General features: G+C 68.7%; 19 protein-coding genes. 13 read left to right on the top strand and 6 right to left on the bottom strand.

Annotated elements, in window-relative coordinates; translation table 11 throughout:
* The first annotated feature begins 400 nt into the window (after positions 1-400).
* Positions 401-1,879 (top strand): aldehyde dehydrogenase (NADP(+)), encoded by a 1,479-nt coding sequence (locus tag VHB92_RS07155; protein ID WP_325452845.1) that lies wholly within the window; start codon positions 401-403, stop codon positions 1,877-1,879.
* Between the two features lie 96 nt (positions 1,880-1,975).
* Here VHB92_RS07155 and VHB92_RS07150 read toward each other — a convergent pair whose 3' ends face one another.
* Positions 1,976-2,851, bottom strand: a complete 876-nt coding sequence (locus VHB92_RS07150) for an SMP-30/gluconolactonase/LRE family protein (RefSeq protein WP_325452843.1) — start codon at positions 2,849-2,851, stop codon at positions 1,976-1,978.
* Positions 2,852-2,897: 46 nt separating this feature from the next.
* The gene (locus tag VHB92_RS07145) at positions 2,898-3,725 is read right to left on the bottom strand and encodes an SDR family oxidoreductase (RefSeq protein ID WP_325452841.1); all 828 of its coding nucleotides are present in this window, start codon (positions 3,723-3,725) and stop codon (positions 2,898-2,900) included.
* A gap of 257 nt (positions 3,726-3,982) precedes the next feature.
* Here VHB92_RS07145 and VHB92_RS07140 point away from each other — a divergent pair, with 257 nt between their 5' ends.
* From VHB92_RS07140 to VHB92_RS07110, 7 genes are all read left to right on the top strand, one after another.
* On the top strand, positions 3,983-5,014 hold the full coding sequence (locus VHB92_RS07140) for a LacI family DNA-binding transcriptional regulator (protein ID WP_325452839.1): 1,032 nt from the start codon (positions 3,983-3,985) through the stop codon (positions 5,012-5,014).
* A gap of 585 nt (positions 5,015-5,599) precedes the next feature.
* Positions 5,600-6,910, top strand: coding sequence for an ABC transporter substrate-binding protein (locus tag VHB92_RS07135; protein WP_325452837.1), 1,311 nt, complete (start codon positions 5,600-5,602; stop codon positions 6,908-6,910).
* A gap of 46 nt (positions 6,911-6,956) precedes the next feature.
* Positions 6,957-7,937 carry a sugar ABC transporter permease gene (locus VHB92_RS07130; protein WP_325452835.1) on the top strand — a complete coding sequence of 327 codons (981 nt, stop codon included), beginning with the start codon at positions 6,957-6,959 and terminating at the stop codon, positions 7,935-7,937.
* Positions 7,937-8,725: a carbohydrate ABC transporter permease gene (locus VHB92_RS07125; RefSeq protein WP_325452833.1), complete on the top strand. Its 789-nt coding sequence runs from the start codon at positions 7,937-7,939 to the stop codon at positions 8,723-8,725. The genes VHB92_RS07130 and VHB92_RS07125 overlap by 1 nt, the downstream gene beginning before the upstream one ends.
* A gap of 96 nt (positions 8,726-8,821) precedes the next feature.
* The gene (locus tag VHB92_RS07120) at positions 8,822-9,178 is read left to right on the top strand and encodes a tautomerase family protein (RefSeq protein WP_325452831.1); all 357 of its coding nucleotides are present in this window, start codon (positions 8,822-8,824) and stop codon (positions 9,176-9,178) included.
* A 62-nt stretch (positions 9,179-9,240) separates the two neighbouring features.
* Complete coding sequence (locus tag VHB92_RS07115) at positions 9,241-10,374, top strand: NAD-dependent epimerase/dehydratase family protein (protein ID WP_325452829.1); 1,134 nt, start codon at positions 9,241-9,243, stop codon at positions 10,372-10,374.
* Complete coding sequence (locus tag VHB92_RS07110) at positions 10,371-11,318, top strand: aldo/keto reductase (protein ID WP_325452827.1); 948 nt, start codon at positions 10,371-10,373, stop codon at positions 11,316-11,318. Before VHB92_RS07115 ends, VHB92_RS07110 begins: the two co-directional genes overlap by 4 nt.
* Before the next feature lie 159 nt (positions 11,319-11,477).
* On the opposite strand, the gene VHB92_RS07105 is transcribed toward VHB92_RS07110, so the two are convergent.
* Complete coding sequence (locus tag VHB92_RS07105; RefSeq protein WP_325452825.1) at positions 11,478-13,193, bottom strand: class I adenylate-forming enzyme family protein; 1,716 nt, start codon at positions 13,191-13,193, stop codon at positions 11,478-11,480.
* A gap of 190 nt (positions 13,194-13,383) precedes the next feature.
* Here VHB92_RS07105 and VHB92_RS07100 point away from each other — a divergent pair, with 190 nt between their 5' ends.
* The 4 genes from VHB92_RS07100 to VHB92_RS07085 all read left to right on the top strand — a co-directional run bounded on the left by VHB92_RS07100 (position 13,384) and on the right by VHB92_RS07085 (position 16,827).
* The gene (locus VHB92_RS07100; RefSeq protein ID WP_325452823.1) at positions 13,384-14,340 is read left to right on the top strand and encodes an aminoglycoside phosphotransferase family protein; all 957 of its coding nucleotides are present in this window, start codon (positions 13,384-13,386) and stop codon (positions 14,338-14,340) included.
* 188 nt (positions 14,341-14,528) lie between these two features.
* Positions 14,529-15,263, top strand: coding sequence for a glutamine amidotransferase (locus VHB92_RS07095; RefSeq protein ID WP_325452821.1), 735 nt, complete (start codon positions 14,529-14,531; stop codon positions 15,261-15,263).
* Between the two features lie 187 nt (positions 15,264-15,450).
* A complete protein-coding gene (locus VHB92_RS07090; protein ID WP_325452819.1) occupies positions 15,451-15,744 on the top strand; it encodes a hypothetical protein in 294 nt (97 codons plus the stop codon).
* Between the two features lie 264 nt (positions 15,745-16,008).
* Positions 16,009-16,827, top strand: a complete 819-nt coding sequence (locus tag VHB92_RS07085; protein ID WP_325452817.1) for an alpha/beta hydrolase — start codon at positions 16,009-16,011, stop codon at positions 16,825-16,827.
* Positions 16,828-16,901: 74 nt separating this feature from the next.
* Here VHB92_RS07085 and VHB92_RS07080 read toward each other — a convergent pair whose 3' ends face one another.
* Positions 16,902-18,539 carry a serine hydrolase gene (locus VHB92_RS07080; RefSeq protein WP_325452814.1) on the bottom strand — a complete coding sequence of 546 codons (1,638 nt, stop codon included), beginning with the start codon at positions 18,537-18,539 and terminating at the stop codon, positions 16,902-16,904.
* A 175-nt stretch (positions 18,540-18,714) separates the two neighbouring features.
* Positions 18,715-20,022 carry an ABC transporter substrate-binding protein gene (locus VHB92_RS07075; protein ID WP_325452812.1) on the bottom strand — a complete coding sequence of 436 codons (1,308 nt, stop codon included), beginning with the start codon at positions 20,020-20,022 and terminating at the stop codon, positions 18,715-18,717.
* Between the two features lie 192 nt (positions 20,023-20,214).
* Here VHB92_RS07075 and VHB92_RS07070 point away from each other — a divergent pair, with 192 nt between their 5' ends.
* On the top strand, positions 20,215-21,264 hold the full coding sequence (locus VHB92_RS07070; RefSeq protein ID WP_325452810.1) for a LacI family DNA-binding transcriptional regulator: 1,050 nt from the start codon (positions 20,215-20,217) through the stop codon (positions 21,262-21,264).
* Positions 21,265-21,934: 670 nt separating this feature from the next.
* Here VHB92_RS07070 and VHB92_RS07065 read toward each other — a convergent pair.
* On the bottom strand, positions 21,935-22,786 hold the full coding sequence (locus tag VHB92_RS07065; RefSeq protein WP_325452808.1) for an AfsA-related hotdog domain-containing protein: 852 nt from the start codon (positions 22,784-22,786) through the stop codon (positions 21,935-21,937).
* Positions 22,787-22,909: the final 123 nt, after the last annotated feature.

Here is a 22,909-nt window from a genome sequence, read left to right as displayed (position 1 = left end):
AACCGAGTCTGCCTCCCGTCCGGCCGCCGCTTGCGCCCGTGCCGTCAGTCCTGACGGCCTCTGCCCAGCGTGCGCCAGGCGATGACGGCGACGATGATGATCGCGATGGCCGAGATGATCCACACGGGTTCCATGCATGCTCCTCGCGGGGGCGGCGCCTCAGAGGACGCGACAGACAAAGCTGCCACGGTAACGGGCCGAGCGTGCACACGCCACCCCTTTGCCCCGAGTCGAGCGCGACGGGCGACAATGGAAGCCGGCAAACGTTTTCCAGGCCGGGCCGTCATGAGGTCCTTCGAGCGATCGACGGAACAGCGATCGACGGAACAGCGATCGACGGAGGAACGCGATGAGCCGGACCGAGCAGACTGAACACGACAGCCGAGAAGAAGGACACACGATGAGCGACACCACGACCCACGTGCGAACGAACGCCGAACTCGACGCGGTGATGGCGGCGGCGGCCGAGGCGGCGCCCGTGCTTGCCGCCACGGCGCCCGGCGAGCGCGCGAAGTGGCTTCGCGCCATCGCCGACGCCCTGGATGCCGACGCGTCGTCGCTCGTTCCGCTCGCCATGCGGGAGAGCCACCTTCTCGAGCCACGGCTCACCGGCGAGCTCGTGCGCACCACGTTCCAGTTGCGCCTCTTCGCCGAGGTGCTCGAGCGCGGCGCCTACCTCGACGCCACCATCGACCATGCCGACGCCGCATGGGGCATGGGACCACGGCCGGATCTGCGCAGGGTGCTGCGCGCGATCGGCCCCGCCGCCGTCTATGCCGCCAGCAACTTCCCGTTCGCATTCTCGGTGGCGGGAGGCGACACCGCTGCCGCGATCGCGGCGGGGTGCCCTGTGGTCGTGAAGGCGCACCCCGCGCATCCCGAGCTGTCGCGTGCCGTCGCGGGGCGCGTGACCGACGCCCTGAAGGCATCCGGAGCGCCGGACGGGTCGTTCGCGCTCGTCGAGGGGCTTCAGACCGGCAAAGACCTCGTGCTGCACCCGAACGTCGCCGTCGCCACGTTCACCGGCTCGCTGCGCGGCGGCCGCGCCCTGTTCGACCTGGCAGCGTCGCGTCCGACCCCCATCCCGTTCTACGGCGAACTGGGCAGCGTGAACCCGGTGTTCGTGACGCAGGCCGCTGCATCCGCTCGCGCCCAGGACATCGCGACCGGCTTCGTGGCGTCGATGACGCTCGGCGTCGGCCAGTTCTGCACGAAGCCCGGCGTGCTGCTGGTGCCGCGCGACGCGGGTCTCGAACCGCTCGTCGTGGAGGCGGTGCGAGCATCCGCGGGCGGAGAGATGCTCGACGACAAGATCAGGAACGGATTCTTCGACGGTCTCGGCGGTCTCGCCGAGCGCGACGACGTCGAACTGCTGGCAGGCGACCCGACGCGCGCCGAAGTGCCGACGCCGACGGTGTACGCCACGGATGCCGCCGCGCTGCTGGCACACCCGGCTGAGCTGCTCGAGGAGCACTTCGGTCCGGCTGCGCTGCTCGTGCGGTACGACTCCGCTGAGCAGGCGCTCGACGTCGCCCGCGCACTCGAGGGCCAGCTGACCGCCACCGTGCAGGGCGCTGATGACGACGAGCAGGCCGCCGGCCTGGTCGCCGTGCTGGCCGACAAGGCGGGCCGCGTGCTTTACAACGGCTGGCCGACGGGCGTCTCCGTGACGTACGCGCAGCAGCACGGCGGGCCGTACCCCGCGACCACGGCGCCCCACTTCACCTCGGTCGGCACGGCGTCCATCGAGCGGTTCCTCCGCCCGGTCGCATACCAGGACGTGCCGGATGCCTCGCTTCCGCCCGCCCTCCAGGAAGGCAACCCGTGGCGGCTGCCGCGCCTCGTGGACGGCGAGCCGGTGGCCGCGCCGACCGCCTAGGCGAGCGCTCAGCGGCCGCAACCACCGTCTCGGCGAGCGGCCGACGCCCGCGCCGACCACCTAGACAAGCGGCCCATCGGCAGCGCGGGCGGCCGCTCAGCCGGCGAAGACCGGCAGCGGTCGTCCGTTCACCCCCGGCTGCACAGCGAACAGCGAGCCGGCGTGCGGTTCGGCGTCGTCGTCGAGTCCCTGGCGCGAGGTCGTGATGTAGAGCGTGTCCAGGTGTTCCCCGCCGAACGCCGCGGCGGTCGTCCTACTGGCACCCGGCACCTCGATCACCGCCGTGAGTCTTCCGGATGCGTCGTAACGCCGCACCTGGCCGCCTTGCCAGAACGCCGTCCACACGCCGCCCTCCGCGTCGACCGTCAGCCCGTCCGGGAATCCGTCTGACGGGTCGACCGCCGCGAACGGGCGCCTCCGGGTGAACGCGCCGTCGGCACCGTCGAAGTCGAACGCGTCGATGCGGCCGCTCAGGGTGTCGACGTAGTACGCGGTTCGGCCGTCCGCGCTCCACTGCAACCCGTTCGAGATGCCGACGCCCTCGAGCACCACCCGCGTGCTCCCGTCGGGGTCGAGTCGGTACAGCGTGCCGGCACCGGGGCTCTCGTCGTACGCCATGGTGCCGCAGTAGAACCGGCCCTGCGGGTCGCAGCCGCCGTCGTTCATGCGGATGCCCGCATCCGTCACCACGTCAGGCAGCGTGCGCTCTCGCTCGAAGCCGTCGTCGAACAGGGCGAAACCGTGTTCCGTCGCGACGACGTACCCGTCCGCGCTCCTCGGGCGCAGTGCCGCTGCGACCGGCGAGCCGACGTGGTGCCGGGTCACCCGGGGCTCGCCGGCGTCCGCCGGGTCGCCCAGCTCGAGCACGTCGCCGGCGAGCATGTCGACCATCAGCAGCCGGCCGCGTGCGGCATCCCACACCGGTCCCTCGCCGTGGTACGCGATGCGGTCGGTGATCCGTTCGGCCTTCACGCGAGCATCCCGTTCCGTTCCACGGCGAGCGCAGGACGGCGGCTCGTCATTCCCACCCGCCGTCCACGACCCAGGTCTGGCCCGTGCAGAGCCGCGAGTCCTCGGCGGCGAGCCAGAGCACCATGCGCGCGACGTCCGCCGGGTACAACAGCTCCGGAATGGCCTGCATGCGGGAGATGTGCTCCTTCTCGGCCTCGCCCACCCACTTCTCCAGCTGCCTGGGCGTCATGATCCAGCCGGGGATGACGCAGTTCACCCGGATGCCGTCTCCGCCGAACTCCCTGGCGAGCGTCCGCGTCAGCCCCTCGATGCCGGCCTTCGCCGTGACGTAGATGGGCAGGTCGCGCAGATCGATGTGCGCGCTGATGGAGCCCAGGTTGATGATCGAGCCGTGTCCGGCATCCCGCATGCCCTGCACGACCGCCTGTGCGGCGAAGAAGTGATGACGGATGTTCACCGCCATCCGCTCGTCCCAGAGCTCGACGTCCACCTCGGCGACGGTGTGCCTGGTGTCGTTCGCCGCGTTGTTGACGAGCACGGTGACCGGTCCGAAGCGCTCGGCAGCGCGGTCGATCGACTCCACGAACGAAGGGATGTCGCGCACGTCGACGCGCTGGAACAGCGGTTGCGGGCCGCCCCGGTCGACGATCTCGCGCACCAGCTCGCGGCCGGATGCCTCATCCAGGTCGACGAACGACACGGTGGCTCCCTGCGCGGCCAGCTGGGAGACGAACTCGCGGCCCAGACCGGATGCTCCGCCGCTCACGAACGCGTGCTGGCGGGCGAGCGACGGGTAGCGGGCGAACTGGCCCTCGCCGCCTGTCGGCTCCTCATCGCCTGTCCGCTGCCGGTCGGTCGCGGGGGGAACGGACATCCTGGCTCCTTCGCATCTGATGCTGACGTTCACTTCGGCGTTCGCTGCCTCGGCGTCGCGTGCTTCACGTTCGGGAACGGCTGCTCGCCGCACCTTCGAGTCCCTGCACGCCGCCTCGCGCGATGCGCGAGTCAAGTTTTCTCAGCGGCCGCGAAACTTCTCGATCTCGTCAGAGTAGGGGTGTCCCGCAACAGGGTCAACCGCGGCACGGTCGCAAGAAACTTTCGCGACGGCATCCGGTGGCATACAGTGTGCACATGTCCGATCGCGAGACCGTGGAAGGCCGCCCTTCGAGGGCAACGCTGGCAGAGGTGGCCGCGCTCGCCCAGGTCTCGGTCGCCACCGTGTCGAAGGTGCTCAACGGTCGAACCGGCGTCTCGGATGAGACGAGGAGCCGGGTGGAGACGCTCCTCAATGATCGCAACTACAACCGGCGTTCCACGCCGCAGGGGACGGCACCTCTCATCGACGTGCTGTGCTTTGAGATCGACAGCCCGTTCGGGGCCGCCGCCATCGCCAGCGTCGAGCGCGTGGCGAAAGACCAGCGCATCGGAATGGTCGTGTCCTCGGCAGAGGACGACCACCGCCCGATGGCCGGCTGGGTCGACGGCGTGCTGCGCAGGCAGCCGATCGGCGTCATCCTCGTCGCTTCGGAACTCGACGCCAAGGATGCGCAGCGCCTGCGTTCCCGCAACATCCCGATGGTCATGGTCGACCCGTACGGTGCCCCGGCGTCGGATGCGCCGTCGATCGGCTCGGCCGACTGGAACGGCGGCTTCCTCGCCACGCGCCATCTCATCGATCTCGGTCACAGAGACATCGCGATCATCACCGGTCCCGACAATCAGATGGCATCGACGGCCCGGCTGTCCGGGTACCGGGCGGCCCTGGATGCCGCACACCTGCCGGTGCGACCCGAATACATCAGATCCGGACGATTCCACCACCACGACGGCTACGTCGGCGGCACCGAGCTGTTGACATCCGCGCACCCGCCGACCGCCATCTTCGCGTCCTCTGACCTGCACGCGCTGGGCGTGTACGAGGCGGTGCGATCGCTCGGCCTGGCCATCCCAGGCGACGTCTCCGTCGTGGGCTACGACGACCTCGCCATCGCGAAATGGGCGGGGCCGCCGCTCACCACCGTGCGGGTGCCGCTCGCCATGATGGCCGAGCAGGCGACCCACCTTGTGACGCGTCTGCGCGACGAGCCCGAGCTGGCGTTCAGCCGCGTCGAGCTCGCGACGTCTCTGGTCGTGCGCGAGAGCACCGCCCCGCCGCGCGCGTGACTTCCTGCATCTGATCCGCGAGTCCGACTCCAGGTGCTCGAGCCCACGAGGCTGACTCCGGGCCCGACTCGGCGACCCTGACTTCGGGGCTCTCAAGCCCGAGCCTGACTCTGGGCTCCCGGCTCCCCGCGCCCGAGTCCGCGCGCTCGAGTCGGCTCGGGCCGCGCCCGATCGGCGCCGCTCGGAGGACGGCCATCCGAGGACGACGCTCCCGCGCCTGGCGGAGCCACCGTCCGCGGCCGGAGCCCAGGACCGGCATCCGCTCGCTGTCCATACACTTTTGGTAACGAAACTTTCGTGTCTCGATGGAAAGCTTGACACAAACTTTCGCCCGGAATAACGTCGTGGTCGTCAGCGGGGTGCGCCCGCTGGTGCAGCAAGAACAACGGCGTCCGTGCGCTGAAGCCTCGCGAGGGGATTCGGGTCGAACCGCCGTTCGGTCTCTGCGAACGCCGTGATTTCACCGATCCCGGCTCTCCCCATTCGGATACGCCGCCGTATCCGCGACCGAAGAGGATCACAATGCACCTGCCATTCCGATCGAAGAGAGCGTTACGGACTGTCGCCGTCGCAGCGATGGTGGGCATGACAGCACTCGGGCTCGCCGCCTGTAGCAGCGGCAGCAACCAGGCCTCGAGCGGCTCTGCCACGAAGGGAACGATCAACTGGTGGGGCTGGACGCCCACCAACAGTCAAGAGGCGAAGGACTTCATCGCCGAGTTCAACAAGAAGTACCCCGACATCAAGGTCAACTTCAAGCTCATCGACATCACGAGCTACGACGCCACGATCCGAGCCGCACTCGCCTCCAGCGGCGGCCCCGACCTCTTCGACCTGCAGCCCGGCGCCCGTGTGCAGCAGTTCGGACCCTACGCGGAAGACATGGCGCCCGTCGCCAAGGCCGCGCTCGGCTCCGACTGGAAGTCGAAGATCGCGCCGATCGCGATCAGCGGCATGACGCTCAAGGGCAAGCTCACCGCCCTTCCGGTCGGCTCGACGTACGCCGGCATGCTGTGGATCAACTCGCAGCTCTTCGACAAGTACAACCTGAAGCCGCCGACCACTCTCGACGAGTGGAAGAAGGACTGCCAGGTGTTCAAGCAGAACGGCGTCGGATGCTTCGTGCAGGGCGCGGCCCAGGAGGGCTTCGACCAGGACACGCTGCAGTCGATCTCCAACTCTGTCGAGCCCGGCCTGTGGACCAAGGCCTCGCAGGGCAAGGCCAAGTGGAACGATCCGACCATCGTGAAGACGCTGTCGATCTGGAAGGACCTGTTCGACAGCGGCATCATGCAGTCGGGCGCACTCGGAGCGCAGCAGTACCCGGATGCGAACAACCAGTTCCTGACCGGCAAGTACGCCATGATCATGATGGGCACGTGGTACACGCAGTACGCCACGGAGAAGGCCATGACCGAGGCCATCTCCGCCGCCGGCGTGGCGGGAGCTAAGACCTTCCCGATCCTTCCCGTCGCCTTCCCCGACGTGGCGAGCAAGGGCCACACGAGTGAGATGTACGGCGACGCCGACTACGGGCTCGCCGTGGCATCCAAGTCGAAGAACCGCGCGGCGGCCGAGACTTTCGCCAAGTGGATCGCCACGACCAAGCAGGGCCAGCAGGTCATCGCGAACCGCCTCGACACGCTGCCCACGCTGAAGGGCATCAAGCCCGACTTCACGCAGATCAAGTTCGTCGACCCCAGCCTGCAGAGCACGCCGGTGAACGACCTGCTGAAGAAGGTCGGAAGCGTGAACGAGCCTCGCGAGGCACTGCTCAGCGCTGATGTGCAGAACGCCATCCTCGCTGCCGCGCAGTCGGTCGCGGGTGGAAGCGCGTCGCCGCAGCAGGCCGCCAACACCCTCGAGCAGGCCGCAGAGGCCGCCGCGAACCAGTGAGCGGGCAGCGAATGACAGTCTCGCTGACATCACGGGAAGAGAGATCGTGACCGACTCGGTCATCCGCGCACGACGCACGTCCGAGCCTCAGGCGAAAGGCGACCGGTCCCCTCGCGGGGCCGGTCGCCGGCGCCGCCGGCTGCACGCGTCCGGACTGCCCTGGATCTTGCCCGCCCTGGTGCTGGGCATCGGGCTCATCTACTACTGCATCGGCTACACGGGCTACATCTCGCTCCTGAACTGGGATGGCCTCAGCCCGGAGCCGGAATGGGTCGCCCTGCACAACTACCTCAGGATCTTCCAGGACCCCGTGTTCTGGAAGGCCGTCTGGCACACGGCCGTGTTCTTCGTCGTGACCTTCGGGCTGCAGACACTGCTCGGACTCGTGTTCGCGGTCATGATGCACTCGAAGATCAAGCTCGGCGTGCTCTACAAGGTCATCGTGTTCGTGCCCGTCGTGCTGGCGCCGGCCATCATGGCCCCGGTATTCCGTCAGCTGTTCGCCGCCAACGGCCAGTTCAACTGGCTGCTCGAGCACATCGGTCTCGGGTTCCTGGCCCAGCCCTGGATCGGTCAGGAGAGCACAGCGCTGCCCGTGATCATGGTCATCACGATCTGGCAGTGGACGGGTCTCACGTTCGTGCTGTACTTCGCCGCGATGAGCCAGATCGACCAGTCGATGATCGAGGCGGCGCGCATCGACGGCGCAGGCAACATCCGCACGCTGGTCAGCATCATCTGGCCGAGCGTGCGCGGCACGACGGTGGCGCTGGCCATCCTCAGCGCCATCGGCGCCCTGAAGACGTTCGACGTGCCATGGCTGGTCACAATCGCCGGTCCGAACAACGCGACGCAGTTCCTCGGCACGTACATCTACCAGACCACGATCCAGCTCGCGCACGCCGGATACGGGGCCGCGCTGTCGGTCATCCTCCTCATCGTCGCGCTGGTGATGGCGATCGTCTTCCAGACGGCGGGCCGTGAACGCAACGGGGAGAAGAACCCGGTCGAGAGGGGGGCCAACTGATGTTCGAAGTCAGGAGATGGTGGGGCAAGGCCCTGCTCCAGCTCGCCGCGACGGTCTTCGTGCTGCCGTTCCTCTTTCCGCTGATCGTCATGGTGCAGGGGTCGTTCGCCGGCGCGGGGTGGGGCAACTACTCGGCGGTGCTCGGTGTGCCCGGCTTCTTCCAGTTCTTCCTGAACAGCGCGATCATCGCGCTGGGCGTCATCGTGCTCGTCTACGTCGTCACCATGCTGGCGTCGTACGGCTTCGCGAAGCTGCACATCCGCGCACGCGAGGTGTACTTCTGGATGCTTCTGGTCTGCCTGACGCTGCCCGAGGTCGTGCTGCTCACTCCGCTGTTCGCCACGACGCAGCAGCTCGGCCTGTACAACACGTATCTGTCCGTGATCCTGCCGCTGGCCGCACTGCAGGTGCCGTTCGCGGTGCTGCTCACGCGCAACTTCATCAACGGACTGCCCGACGAGATGTTCGAGGCGGCGCGCGTGGACGGAGCCAACTCGTTCCGCGGATTCCTCTACCTGGTGATCCCGCTCACCCGGCCCATCGCCGCAGCCGTGCTCATCTTCACGCTCATCGGCGCGTGGAACGACTACCTGATGCCGCTCGTGTTCCTGCAGTCGCAGAGCATGCAGACCATCACGCTCGTTCCGCAGTTCTTCGTCGGGGAGTTCAGCAACGACCAGACGAAGGTGCTCGCCTCAGCGGTGCTCACCGCGATTCCCGAGATCGTCGCCTACCTGTGCCTTCAGGGCCTGTTCGAGCGGGGCCTGTCGGCAGGAGCGATCAAGTAGCGACGGCGCCGCGCGCCCGCGTTCTCGGCGCAGGCGGCGGCGCATCCACCACCCGTCACGACAAGAGACCTTCACGACAAGAGAGAGGACGGCCTCGTGCCACTCATCCAAGTAGACCTGCCCCGCGACCTGTTCGAGGCTTCGCACGAGGCCATCGGCAACGCGATCCACGACGCGCAGATCGAGGCGCTGGGCATCCCGGCGAACGACCGGTTCCAGGTGTTCCGCCCGCACGAGAAGGGCGAGCTCAAGTTCGACCCGACGTACAACGACGTCGACAGGCGCTCGCTGCTGCTGATCCACGTGACCGCCGTGCACATGTATCCGGTCGCCGTCAAGCAGGCGTTCTTCCGCACGGTCGTGGACAAGCTGGAGCCGCTCGGCATCCGCAGGGAGGACGTGCTCATCTGCCTGGCCGAGAACGGCTTCGAGGACTGGTGGGCCGGTCGCTGACCTGGCGTCCGGCCCTGGCCGCGCCGACAGCGGCGCAAACGCTTCGAGAGAGGAAACCAACTGTGCATGAGCACGACAACGCACCTCTGACGGTGCTCTTCATCGGCGGAACGGGCACGATCAGCGCATCCTGCGTGCGCCTCGCCGACGCATCCGGCATGCGCGTCACCGTGCTGAACCGAGGCACCAACCGGGTGCAGCGCGAGCTGCCGGCCTCGGTCGAGCAGCTCACGGCGGATGTCGCCGACGAGCAGGCGCTTGCCGCCGCGATCGGCGACCGCACGTTCGATTCCGTCGTCAACTTCCTGTCCTACGACGAAGACGACGTGCAGCGGATGCTCCGCCTGTTCTCCGGACGCGTCGGCCAGTACGTGCACATCAGCTCGGGCTCCATCTACGCGAAGCCGGTACTGCAGACGCCCATCACGGAGTCGACCCCGACCGGGCCGAACCCGCCACTGCCGTACGCGACGGCGAAGTGGCGAGCCGAGCGCGCCCTGTTCGAAGCACACCGCGCATCCGGATTCCCCGTCACGATCGTGCGCCCCTCGCACACGTACGACGACCAGAACCCGCCGCTGCCGGGCGGGTGGACCGTCATCGACCGCCTCAGCCGTGGTGAGGAGATCCCCGTGCACGGCGACGGCACGTCGCTGTGGACGCTCACCCACGCCGAGGACTTCGCGCAGGGCCTCGTGGGCCTGCTCGGCAACTCGCGCACCATCGGCGAGGTGTTCAACATCACGAGCGATGACGTCTACACGTGGGACCAGATCTACACGGTCGTCGCGAAGGCCATGGGCGTCGAGCCCCGGCTCGTGCACATCGCGAGCGAGCTCTACCCGGTGATCGCGCCCGAGTGGTTCTGGTCGGGTGAGATGGTGGGCGATCTCGGCCACTCCGCAATCTTCGACATGACGAAGATCCGCAGGTTCGTGCCGGGATACGCGCCCAAGCTCACGTTCGAGCGCTCTGTGGCGCGCATGCTGGCCTGGCGTGCCGAGCATCCCGACATCGCACGCGGCGACGAGGCGACGCAGGCTGTGCTCGACCGGTTCGTGGCCGCGTATCACGACGCCAAGGCGGCGGCCGCGAGGCATACTGCCGTGGTGCGCACACCAGCAGAGGATGCAGAGCAGGCCCGGAACGACCGGGCAGCAGACGAGTCGGCGGAAGTGACGGAGGTGCGGGCGTGAGCCTGCGCGCCGGCGGCCTCGGCACGACCGGCATCGAGGTCACCGAGGTGTGCTTCGGCACGAGTCCGCTCGCGAGCATGGCGCGGCTCTACGGATACGACGTCGACGAGCGACGCGCCATCGACACCGTGCTGGCCGTGCTAGACAGCCCGATCCGCTTCATCGACACGTCGAACGGGTACGGCGAGAACGGCACGGCCGAGCGTCGCATCGGAGCCGCTCTTCGCGAGTACAGCGGGCTGCCCGACGACGTCGTGCTGGCGACGAAGGTCGATCCCGATCCGGCGACGGGCGACTTCTCGGGCGCCAGGGTGCGGGCATCCCTCTACGAGAGCCTCGAACGGCTCGGCGTCGACCGCGTTCCCCTGCTGCACCTGCACGACCCCGAGCGCATCTCGTTCGAGCAGGGCACAGCAGACGACGGACCTGTCGCCGCGCTCGTCGAGCTGAAGAACGAGGGCGTCGTCGATCGCATCGGCGTCGCAGGCGGTCCCGTCGATCTGCTCGGCCGCTACCTCGACACCGGCGTCTTCGACGTGCTGCTCAGCCACAACAGGTACACCCTGCTGGACCGATCGGCCGAGGCGCTGTTCCACGCCGCGCACGAACGCGGGATCGGAGTGCTCAACGCGGCACCGTTCGGCGGTGGGATGCTGGCGAAGGGCCCGGACGTGCAGCGCGGCTACGCGTACGGCGAGCGCGACGACCGCGTGGCCGCTGCAGCATTCGCCATGCAGGATGCCTGCCTCCGCCACGGCGTCACCCTCGCCGCCGCCGCGCTCCAGTTCTCCCTGCGCTCGCCCTCCGTCGACTCGACAGTGGTGGGGATCTCGACACCCGAGCGGGTCGCGCAGACTCTGGAGTACGCGGAGATGGAGATCCCGGCTGAGCTGTGGGACGAGCTCGAGGCCCTCGTGCCGCCCAGCGAACTCTGGCTGAACTGATCCCCTCCCGCTTCTGGCGGCATCATCCCTGCCGAATTCAGGATGTGCGGGCATTCGGCTGCGATATGCGGCCGAACCGTCTCCCATCCTGAATTCGGCACTCGTCTCCTGATTTCGGCATCCGTCGAAGGGCACGCGCCGAAGGGCGGAGACGGGCGCTTACGGCGAGACGAACTTGTTCTCGTCCGCGTCCTGCTGCGCCTGCGCCTTGAGTTTGAAGTGCTGCTTCTTGCCGGTGGCCGTGTACGGGAGTTCGCTGACGAACGCGTAGCGTCGCGGCCGCTTGTAGTCGGCGAGCGCGACGCTCGCACGCAGGAAGGCATCCAGCTCGCGGGCGGCCGACGAGGCATCCGTCAGCTTGCCATCGCGCGGCTGCACGTAGGCCACCACGACCTCGCCCCACTGCTGGTCGGGGAGCCCGACCACGATGGAGTCGGCGACGTCCTCGTGCCCGGCCAGCACCTCCTCCACCTGGACCGGATGCACGTTCTCGCCGCCCGAGATGATCATGTCGTCTTTGCGACCGACGACCGTGACGATCTCGTTCTCGTCCCACGTGGCGAGATCTCCCGGGTAGACCCAGCCGTCACGGAACTTCTCGGCCTGTTCCTTCGAGTTGCCGAGGTATGCGTATCCGCTCTTCACGGACCGCATGATGACCTCGCCGATCTCCTGGCCGTCCTTCTTGGCGTGCTCGTCGGGCGACGCGATGCGGTCGCTGTGCACCTTCACGACGGCGACATCGTCGTCTAGGCAGGCTCGACCGGCGGCTCCCGCGGCATCCGGCAGGTCGTCGGGCCGCAGGTAGGTGTTCCAGAACGCCTCGGTCGTGCCGTAGCCGTTGGCGATGCGCGGCGTCAGCACGCGCTGGTAGCGCAGTGCGGCCGCCCGGTCCAGCGGTGCACCCATCGTGACGATGCCGTGCAGCGACGAGAGGTCGCGAGGCTGCGCCTCCTGGGCGTCCGCGAGCCGCTCGAGGTTGGTCGGAGCGCCGATCACGTAGGTGAGCCGGTAGTCCTGCACGCTCTGCAGCACCACCTGGGGATCGAACTTCGGCAGCGTCACGACCTCTGCACCCACATAGAACGCGGTGTTCGGGCCGGCGCAGTAGTTGCCTCCACGGTGGAACCACGGCGACATGTTCATGGTCTTGTCCGTCGGCGACAACGGGAAGTGCATGATCACGTCGTGCGCGGTGAGCACCTCGTTGAGGCTGGTCAGCGGAACGGCCTTCGGCATGCCCGTCGTGCCCGACGTGTAGAGGCGTGACGTCTCATCCCAGGTGCTCGCGTCGGCGGGTGCGTGGAACGACGGCGCCTCATCGGCCAGCAACTCCTCGAACCGGATGGCACCGGGAAGCAGCTCGCCCTCCCCGACTCCGGCGAGGATGCGCGGTGCGTGCTCCGCGAGCTCGAGCGCCTGGCGCACGTTGGCGGTGTCGTCGATGTCGTAGACGAAGACCGTCGGGGTCTGCGTGTTCAGGATGTGCGCCGTCTCCCCCGGTGCCAGCCTGAAGTTCATCGGCGAGCTCACGGCGCGAAGGCCCTGGGCTGCGATGTAGAGGAACGCGAACTCGGGCACGTTCATCAGCTGATACGCCACGATGTCCCCGACGCCGACGCCGTGCGAGCGCAGGCCTTCCACGAGCCTGCCGGTGACGGCACCGAGCTCCTCGTAGGTCCACCTGCGACCGGACTGCGGGTCGGTGAGTGCCGGACGATGCGCGTAGCGGTGCGTGTTCCGCTCGAATGCGGCGGCCCAGGTGAAGTGGTTCTCGAAGACCCTCCGGAACTCGCTCGGGTCGTAATCCGTGTTGCGTGCGCTGTTTGCGCCGTTGCCGCCGGTGCTCTCTCCGGCCGGGCCGTCTTCCGTCATGGCCGCCTGTTCCCTTCCGTGTGCCGCCTCGTCGTGAGGGCATGGTGTCACCCGGATGCGCCGGGTCACGCAGTACGCACCCTACTCGCGGGCATCCGCCTCGTCGCAGCACCGCGCAAACGAGCCGCTCGGCGGGTCGTGACGCGCGCCCGGGCGGGGACCTCGCGCGCGGGACTAGCGTGGAACGGTCATGCAGACACCGGAAGCAGACATCCCCGTCGACGAGCAGCTCGTGCGCGTGCTGCTGGTCGACCAGCATCCCGATCTGGCCGGCGAACTGCGCCTCGTGTCGAACGGCTGGGACAACGCCGTCTACCGGCTGGGCGACGAGCTGGCCGTGCGCATCCCGCGCCGGAACGCCGCGGCTCACCTCATCGCCCACGAGCAGCGCTGGCTGCCGACGCTCGCGCCCGCGCTCCCGGTTCCGGTGCCCGTTCCGGTGCGCATCGGAGTGCCGAGCGACCGCTTCCGCTGGCCGTGGAGCGTGGTGCGCTGGGTGGACGGCATCGACGGAGCGGATGTCGACGCATCCGCCCGCACGCCGCTCGCTGCGCCCCTCGGGCGTTTCGTCGCCGCCCTGCATGTGCCCGCTCCGCTCACGCCCGACGGCAGGGTGCATCCCGACGTTCCGTTCAATCCGGTGCGCGGTGTGCCGCTCGTCTCGCGCGACCGCGTCGTGCGGGAACGTCTCCGGGAGCTCGGCCGGCTCTGGGACATCACCGCTCTGGGAGAACTGTGGGACGAGGCGCTGTCCGCGCCGCTGTGGCAGGGACCGGCGATCTGGCTGCACGGCGACCTGCACCCAGGCAACCTGCTGCTGGACGTCGCGCCCGACGAGAGCGTCTCGCTCGCCGCCGTGCTCGACTTCGGCGACCTCACGGCAGGCGACCCGGCGACCGACCTTGCCACCGCGTGGCTCACCTTCCAGGCTGAGGCCCGCGCCGTGTTCCGCGCGGTCGTGGTGGATGCCTCCTCCCCCGAGTCGGGAGCCGCGGATGCCGCGACCTGGCTCCGCGCGAGGGGCTGGGCGCTCAACATCGGCACGGCACTGGCCACGTCGTCGGACGACAACCCGCGCATGCACGCGCTCGCGACCCACACGCTGAGCCAGCTGCTGCGGGACGCGTACGACGGCACTCGCGCCTGAGGTGGCGGGCCGGAGCGCGGCGGGGTTCGACGGCTCGGCCCTCGGTGGGGCGGGTTTCGACAAGCTCAATCCGCGGTGGAGCGGGGTAGGTCGGGTTTCGACGGCTCGGCCCTCGGTGGGGCGGGTTTCGACAGGCTCAACCCCCGGTAGGGCGCGGTGGGGCGGGACGGCATGTCAGGCTGGATGACGTGCTTCCGTTCCTGCTCCTCGCCACTCGCGGCGACGATCACCTCGCCGACGCCGAGTACGCGGCGTTCCGCTCGTTCGCCGGGCTCAGCGAGCACGAGCTCACGCGCATCCGTCTCGAGCGGCATCCGATGCCTGACATCGACCTCGACGACTTCTCAGGCGTCTTCGTGGGCGGCAGCCCGTTCAACGCGAGCGACCCGGCTGCCGCCAAAAGCGGGGTGCAGCGGCGGGTGGAGGCCGAGATGTCGGAGCTGCTGGATCGCGTCGTGGCAGCCGACTTCCCGTTCTTCGGCGCCTGCTACGGCGTCGGCACCCTCGGTGTGCATCGCGGAGGGACGATCGATCGTACGTACGGCGAGCCGGTCGACGCCGTCGAGGTGCGGCTGATGCCGGCGGGCGAGCAGGATCCGCTGTTCTCGGGCATCCCCTCGTCGTTCCTCGCCTGGGTGGGCCACAAGGAGGCCGTGACGCGCCTTCCGCCCGATGCCACGCTGCTGGCCACGGGCGACGCGTGCCCGGTGCAGGCCTTCCGGGTGAAGAACAACCTGTACGCCACGCAGTTCCATCCCGAGCTCACCGCGGACGACATCGTCGAGCGCGTGCGCACGTATCGACACGAGGGCTATTTCGAGCCGCACGAGCTGGATGCCACGGTGCAGACGATCCGCTCGGCTCCTCCGGTCACCTGGCCGCGTCACCTGCTGCGGACGTTCGTCGAGCGCTACGCCCGCTGACGGCGCAGACCCGCGTCTCGCAATCCCGCCGCTTCGAGCCGTGCCGCCTCGGGCCGCGACTCGCGAGCCGGCCGCCTCGACCCTGCCGCCTCGGGCCGCGCCGCCCCGCGCCGTGCGGCGTGCGTTTCAAGCCCGGGCACAGCGTGCACATACGCCGCTCCGAAACGCCGTCACCATCATCGGGCGCATGCCCGAGTACGCAGCCGAGATCGAGTTCCGCGCTCCCGACTTCGCCGGTGCCGAGTTCCGGATGCTTCGCCGCCAGCTCGTGCCGCTCCTCGAGCGCTCGGACGGCGTGACGAGCGTGCTGACCGACCGAGCGTCACGCTCGATCAGCGCAGGCGTCACGATCGTCGCACCGAGCTCCTCCACGGCGAAGGCGAAGGCCGGGTCTCTCGCCAAGGCGTTGCAGGCTCAGACGCGCAAGGTGCGGGTCTCCCGCATCGCCGTGCGCGTCGACCTCGTCTCCGATGCAGGATGACAGCTCCTGCACGCCCATCACATACGCGCGACTTGAGGTCAACCCCCCAATGGGGGCCAGATAATGCGGTACCTTGTACTCATATCCGATTGGATGTGGCACCGAGCACTCCCAGCAGGCAACCCCGAGAGGGGAGGCTGAAGGTGCGTTCCCACTCGGAGTACAAGGGAATCCTGGCGGCCAAGTGTTCGGGTCACTTCGCCTCCAGGATTCCCGCTTTTCTGCGGCCTTGACGGTGCCGGTGCGCCGAAGTACCGTCCGAGAATGTTCGACGCATCCTCTTCGGCTGCTCGCTCGGCCGACGGCACCGCGATCGCCTACGAGCTGCATGGAGACGGGCCGGGCGTCATCCTCATCGACGGCGCCATGTGTTTCAGGGACTCCGGACCGGTGCGGCCGCTTTGCACCCAGCTCGACGACGACTTCACGGTGCTCATGTACGACCGCAGGGGTCGCGGCCGGAGCGGCGACACCGAGCCGTACAGCATCGAGCGCGAGCTCGACGACGTGGACGCGCTGCTCGACGTGCTGCTCGACTCGACGGGCACGACGTGCGGAGCGCCGGCCCTGGTGGGCATCTCCTCGGGTGCCGCGCTCGCGCTTCATGCAGCGGCGCGGCTGGGCGGCCGCATCCGAGGCGTCGTCGTCTTCGAGCCGCCGTACCTGCCTGAGCCACTCGCGGCAGACGCCGGCAGCTACACGGATGCGCTAACGCGAGCACTCGCATCCGGCGATCGCGACGGCGCCGTCGAGCTGTTCCTCCGCCGCGTCGGGATGCCAGACGCGGGCATCGCGGGAGCGCGCCAGTCCCCCGCGTGGTCAGGCATGACGGCCCTCGCGCCCACCCTCGCCTACGACGACGCGTTCATGGGCGACAGTCGCGTCCCCTGCGATCTGGCCGCCTCCATCGCCGCCCCGGTGCTCGCGCTCGCAGGCGGTGCGAGCCCGGAGTTCATGCGGTTCGGAGCGCGTGAGGTGGCCGAGTGCGCCGCGGGAGGCGAGTTCGACGTGCTCGATGGCCAGGGACACGACGCCGACGCCGGGGTGCTGGCGGCGCGCATCCGGGAGTTCCTGCTGACGTGATGCCGGGCGCCCGGCCCTCGCGGGCCGGCTGGCGCGGGCGGCTCCGCCCTCGCCGTGAATTCTGGAGCAGCGGGTCAGCGCTGCACAGCGAAGATCTCGCCCGGCCGCACGGCTCGAAGCTGGTAGGCGCCCTCGAATCCCAATCCCTGGGTCACCCACCGGGGCGTCACCGTGCGGTGCGCCGTGTCGAACCAGAGCCTCAGCCGGTGCGGGGTGTCGATGAACGCCACGTCCACTGCGAGGGCGCCGTCCGACGACCGGAGGCCGCCCCGCACCGCCACCGGAACCTCCAGCGTTCCCGATTCCCCGCCCTCGGTCACCTCCCACGACCCGTCTCCGACGCGACCACCCACCGTGCCGGTCGGCGTCGCCGCCGTTTGCACGGGGGCGAGGGAGGCCTGTCCAGCCTCGGAGGCCGGCCGGAAGGCGGGGGCCGCGGCGGCCTCCGCGGCCTCGGCCGCCGATTCCTCACGCAGCATCACGCGCCAGCCGTCGCCGTCACGCTCGAGGGACACCGCGGCGAGCGCGCCGTACTCCTCTCGGGAGCCCTCATCGCCGGCTCTCCGATACTCGCCGGCGGCCTCGTCGCCGAGCTGCGACAGCGCGGCGAGTTCGGCCTCGAAACCGATGCCGAGACGGATGTCGTGGAGGGCATCCCCGCCGTCCGTCTGCGGCTCGAGCGGCGCGTCCTGGAAGGCGGGAAGCAGGTGCTTCCACACCCGGTTCAGCGTGTCGCCCATGTCCGTCGACTGCGACGTGATGGCGATGACGGCGTCGTGATCCGGCAGCACCAAGCAGTACTGGCCGAAAGCGCCGTCGCCTCGGTAGCCGTGGCGCGACATCCAGAACTGGAATCCGTAGCCCTGCTCCCAGTCGGAGTCGGCTTTCGTGAGCCCGCCTGGAGCGGCGTTGTCCACGTGCACACTCGTCGCGTCGCGTACCCACGACTCCGGCAGCAGACACTCGCCGTTCCACACGCCGCCCGCGAGATACAGCTGTCCCAGCTTCGCGACCGACTCGGGCGTGGTGAAGAGCCCGGAGAAGCCGAGCTCGACGTCGGCCGGCTGCTGCTGCCAGCCGACGGGGGCGATCCCCAGCGGCTCGAGCAGCCGCGGCTTCAGGTACTCGCTCAGTCGCAGACCCGACCCCCGCTGGATGATCGCACCGAGCGTGTACGTCGCGAGCTGGTTGTAGGTGAAGACTGTGCCAGGCGTACGCTCGGGCGGTGAAGCGAGGAAGGCCCTGATCGGATGCTCGGGGTCCATTCCGAACGCGATGACCATGTCATTCAGGTGCCCGGTCGCCATCGAGGCGAGGTGGCGCACCAGGATGCCGCGGCTGGCCGGGGCGACGCTGTCGGCGTACTCGGGAAAGTAGTCGGCGGCAGGAGTGTCGAGGTCGAGCAGGCCCTCCGCCACGGCGAAGCCGGCGGCAGTGCTCGTGAAGCTCTTGCTCAGCGAGTACACGAGCTGTGGGCGATCCAGCGCGTAGGGCTCCCATTGCGCCGATGCGACCACCGCGCCGTGCCGCACCACGACGAGCGCGTGCGGGTCTTGCGTCGAGTCGCTGTCCAGATCGTCGATCAGGGCACGGATGCCTCGCGGGTCGACGCCCTCTGCTTCGGCGCTGCTGCGGCGCCAGACCGACACCGCCGGCTGGCCACCGGAAGCGGCGTCGTTCGTACGGATCTGGTCTGCGGGGCTGGCGCTCACGGGCATCCTCTCGTCGTCATCGAAGTCGGTACGAGCCTGACATGTCTGCACCTGGAGCGCAGGGCATGCAGGCGCCATCACCGCGTGTTGCGTCCGCCGGACGACCGTGGCGAGTGAGCGAGCGAGCACCGGCGGCCGGCTGCTGCGGCAGTTCGCGCCGCAGCAGCCGTGCCCGCTACTTGAGCTGGGACGTGAGGGTGTTCTGCAGCGTGGTCAGGGCATCCTTCGGCGTGGCCTTCAGCGAGAGCACGCTCTGGGCGAAGGTGGTCATGGCAGGCGTGCTGTCGACCAGTGCCACGTTGGCGAACAGCGCTGCCCCGCCGGGAGCTGCCCACGTCTTGCAGACCGGCTGCCAGACGGAGATCATCTTGGCGGCGTTCGCGTCGGCCTGGAACTCCTTGGTCGCCGCGATCGACTTCAACACGGGCAGCCCAGGACCGGTGTTCTGGGTCCACAGCGGCGCCATGTGCTTGTAGTAGTACGTGAGGAACGCCTCCGAACCCTTCTGGGACGGGGTGTTGGTGTACATCATGATGTTGTTCGGGAACGAGAGCGTTCCCTTCTTGCCGCTGGCGGAGACCAGCGGGTCGCCGACGTACATGTCCGGTCCGACATCGCCCGCCACCTGCTGCGCAAGACCCGGGGCCTCGATCCCCATGGCGAACCGGCCTGCCTTCCACTGGGAATAGGCGTTGTTCGTGGAGTAGCCCACGCTGCCCGGGTCCATGTAGCCCTTCTTGACCAGCTCGACCACGTAGTCGAGCGTCTGCAGGTTGGCCTCGGTGACGCAGTTCGGCTTCTGGTCGGCGTCGAAAAGCCCTCCGCCGTTGTTGATCATCATCGCGACGAGCACCTGGAATCCGTTGCCCTGTGCGCCGGAGGCGATGCCGAACCCGTACACGCCGATCTTCTTCAGCGCTTCACAGGCGTCGAGATACGACTGCCAGTCGGTCGGCGGGGTGACTCCCGCCTTCTCCAGGAGCGCCTTGCGATACCACAGCACGCGCATGTCCAGGTTGTAGGGGACGGCCACGTAGCCATCGGGTGTCTTCATCGTGTCGATGAGCCCGGGCAGGAAGTCGTCGTACAGGCCGTTCTTCTTCCACGAGTCCAGCAGGTCGTCGGCATAGGCGATCTTATGCTGCTTGGCGAACTGGAACGCCTGCGTTCCGCTGCCGCTGCTGACGGCGGGGCCCGTGCCCGACGCCACGGCCGACGAGAACGTCGTCGTGAAGTTCGCCCACTGCACGGACTGGTACGTCGCCGCAGGCAGGGATCCCGACGGCTTGTAGCCGAGCGTGATCTTCTTGTCCAAGGGTGCGAACTTCACGTTGCCCCACGGCATGTTCCAGAACTTGATGGGCTTGCCGTTCGATCCGCCGCTGGCCGAGCACGCCGCAAGAAGCGTCGCCGCGGCAGCACCACCGGTGACAGCCATGAAGCCGCGGCGCGTGAGTGAAGCGGCGCTCGTCGAGTTGGTCATGGGAATTCCTCCGCTAAGCCGACCGAGGTCGGCGCTCGTCATTGAACTGTGGCGGCGGGATGGCAATGACTTTGCGAAAACTTCCCGCGATTTGTTCAAGTGTCGAGCATATCCTGACAGCGGATGAAACGGATTTCAAGCTCGACGCCCCTGCTGATTTGCGCAAAGTCCGCCGCCAGATATGCTCATGACGTGACGGGTGAAGCCGAGGGGCATCGCGGCCCGCGACCGACGCTGTCGACGGTCGCGGAGGTGGCCGGAACGAGCGTGCCGACCGTCTCCAAGGTGCTTCGCGGCGGAACGGACGTCTCCCCTGCCACTCGCATGCGCGTTCTGGATGCCGTGCGCGCCGTCGGGTACTCGCGCAGGGCATCCGCAGCTCTTGCCGCACCGCAGCAGACCGCCCACCGCCCAGGCATGGTCGACCTGGTCGTCAACCACGTCGAGGGCTCGTGGGCCAATCGCGTGCTGACCGGCGTGGAGCGCGTCGCATCCGAAGCCGACGTCGATGTGGTCATCACGCTCGCCAGGGATGGGAGCGACTGGGTGTCGCGTCTGCTCAGGCGCCCGTCTAGCGGTGCCGTCGTGGTGCTGGTGGATCCCACGTCGAGCCAGTTCCAGGCGCTCGCGGCGGCGCACATTCCGGTCGTGCTCGTCGATCCCATGACGAAACCGGCCGTCGAGGTGCCGAGCGTCGGCGTGGCGAACTGGGATGGCGGTCGCCTCGCGGCCGAGCACCTCGTCTCGCTCGGCCATCGGCGAATGGGCCTGATCGCCGGCGGCAGGACCCATGTATACAGCCGGGCGCGAGTCGACGGGTTCCGCTCGGCCGTGGAGAGCGCCGAGGTCGCGGATGCCGCCATCCACGTCGGCTACGCGAACTGGGACCGCGGTCTCGCCGAACGGGAGACACGATCGATGCTCGAGCATCATCAGGACATCACGGCGGTGTTCGCGTGCTCGGACATCATGGCGCTCGGCGTGTACGACGCGCTGGCCTCTGCGGGGCGGAGCATCCCCGGTGACGTCAGCGTCGTGGGATTCGACGACGTGCCGGAGGCGGAGTGGGCCAGACCGACGCTCACGACCATCCGGCAGCCGAGCGCGGACATGGGCGGCGCCGCCATGCGGATGCTGCTCGGCCTGGTCGCTGCCGGACCGGGCGCTGCGGGCGCCGTGCCTCGCGTCGAGATGTCGACGGAGCTCGTGGTGCGTGACTCGACGGCGGCACCCGCGGCCTGAGCGGACTCGCGGCCGCCGGTGGTGCCCGCGCTCGGGATGCCCGCGCCGACCGGATGCCGCGCCGCACGCCCGGATGCCGGCGCGCGGCCGGATGCCTGCGCCGGCCTGATGCCTGCGCTCGAGAATTGAGGAAAACCTGAGGGTTTCCCGCGCTGGCACCGCTGCCGGCCCTGGCACCATGAGACGTGCTGCTTCCCCAGCAGCATGCCTCAACCCGAAGAGCGGGCGAGCGTCCCCGAAGCGACTCGCCCCACCCCCGGCGAACGGTTCAGTTCGGCCGACGCGGTTCAGCGCTCGATCCGCCCCACGTGCATTAGACAGTGGGGCGGATCCGAGCGCGAGGCACCGGACTTTCTTGCTCCCGGTCGCTTGACGTGCCGCATCGCGCTGCACCTACGCGTTTTCCCACACGAAGGCGCCCCAGTCGGCCGGCAGGCCTGGTCCGGATGACGAGACGGCTCGGACGACGAGACGGTTGCGGCTGGCGAGACGGCTACGGCGACGCTGCTCGTTACCGCCGACGCCGCTCAGTCCAGCATCACTGTTCTACGGGCGATCGCCGCTGACGATCAAAGTGTCGCCGTGCCGACGTGGGGGCGCCGCCCTCGCGCGACGTGTGGCCCGCGCGGCACCGTTGTCCACCGTCACCGCGCGAAGATGCGGTTCGCCGTCACGGCGATTCGGACTCCGCCGTCGTCACGACCAGGTCCCCGCCCGATGGGCTGACGTCGGTGATCGAGGTCGCGATCGTCCGGTCCCCCTGCACGAACGACGCGTGCATCCCGTGCGAGGTGAAGTCCGCCTCGATCGCCGTCTCGGCGCGCAGTTCGCCGAAGGAGGGGAACGACACCGTCAGGAATCGCGGCGGCTCTCCGAACGCATCCTCGTGCACGAGCGCGGAAGCGTGCAGCAGGAGCATCCCGGGCAAGTGGTCGACCTGGTGGTCGAAGAAGAACGGGTCGGCCTCGTTGATCGCCAGCCTGGCCTGCAGGTGCTCGTCGGTGCGATCGACCACCTCGATGAGCTCGGTGGGTGTCTCCCGGATCTCGTCGTCGAGGGCTTCCGCGTGACGGCGGATCGCCCGGTACTCGTGCTCCGCCAGCACGCGCGCGCCGACGTGACCCGACGCGACGCCCGGCAGCAGATAGTCGACCTCGAGGATGTAGGGCAGATCTTTGCGGTAGCGGATCTCGGCGAACGTCACCTCCAGCTGGCCCTGGAGAGCACCGAATCGTGGGAAGAACAGTGCGTCGGTCTCCACGCGCAGCGTCATGGTGGAGACGACGAACTGCACGGAGTTGCCCATGCCGAGACCCGCGACGCAGATGGCGAGCCCGGCCTGACGGAACGCCTCCGCCAGAAGTGTGACGGGAACGCGCGACGGAGCCGGGTGGCAGAGCCAATGGCTGCGCGGAATCTCGATCTCAGCGCACCAGGACTGCTCGGAGACCTGCTCGATGGCCCAGACGAGCGTCTCGGACCGAGTGGACCTGTGAGCGGCACTGCTGTCGATGAGAGGCAACGGAGGCACCCTTAACTTGTCAGGTTCGCGTGGAGGCAGCGTTCGAACGGCCCCACCGGCCCACGCCATCCCCTGGCCGCTTCGGGTACGGCCGCGCGAGGTTCTTCCACCCTAGCCGCGTGA

Source organism: Humibacter sp., from assembly GCF_035547335.1.
Lineage (GTDB): Bacteria > Actinomycetota > Actinomycetes > Actinomycetales > Microbacteriaceae > Humibacter.
Note: the sequence above shows the minus strand (reverse complement) of the source record. Positions and strands in the feature narration are given on the sequence as shown.

Coding starts and splice junctions, on each gene's coding strand:
- VHB92_RS07085 (WP_325452817.1), top strand. CDS start 16,009: ATGTTCGACGCATCCTCTTCGGCTGCTCGCTCGGCCGACGGCACCGCG.
- VHB92_RS07075 (WP_325452812.1), bottom strand. CDS start 20,022: ATGACCAACTCGACGAGCGCCGCTTCACTCACGCGCCGCGGCTTCATG.
- VHB92_RS07105 (WP_325452825.1), bottom strand. CDS start 13,193: ATGACGGAAGACGGCCCGGCCGGAGAGAGCACCGGCGGCAACGGCGCA.
- VHB92_RS07100 (WP_325452823.1), top strand. CDS start 13,384: ATGCAGACACCGGAAGCAGACATCCCCGTCGACGAGCAGCTCGTGCGC.
- VHB92_RS07125 (WP_325452833.1), top strand. CDS start 7,937: ATGTTCGAAGTCAGGAGATGGTGGGGCAAGGCCCTGCTCCAGCTCGCC.
- VHB92_RS07155 (WP_325452845.1), top strand. CDS start 401: ATGAGCGACACCACGACCCACGTGCGAACGAACGCCGAACTCGACGCG.
- VHB92_RS07090 (WP_325452819.1), top strand. CDS start 15,451: ATGCCCGAGTACGCAGCCGAGATCGAGTTCCGCGCTCCCGACTTCGCC.
- VHB92_RS07140 (WP_325452839.1), top strand. CDS start 3,983: ATGTCCGATCGCGAGACCGTGGAAGGCCGCCCTTCGAGGGCAACGCTG.
- VHB92_RS07135 (WP_325452837.1), top strand. CDS start 5,600: ATGACAGCACTCGGGCTCGCCGCCTGTAGCAGCGGCAGCAACCAGGCC.
- VHB92_RS07145 (WP_325452841.1), bottom strand. CDS start 3,725: ATGTCCGTTCCCCCCGCGACCGACCGGCAGCGGACAGGCGATGAGGAG.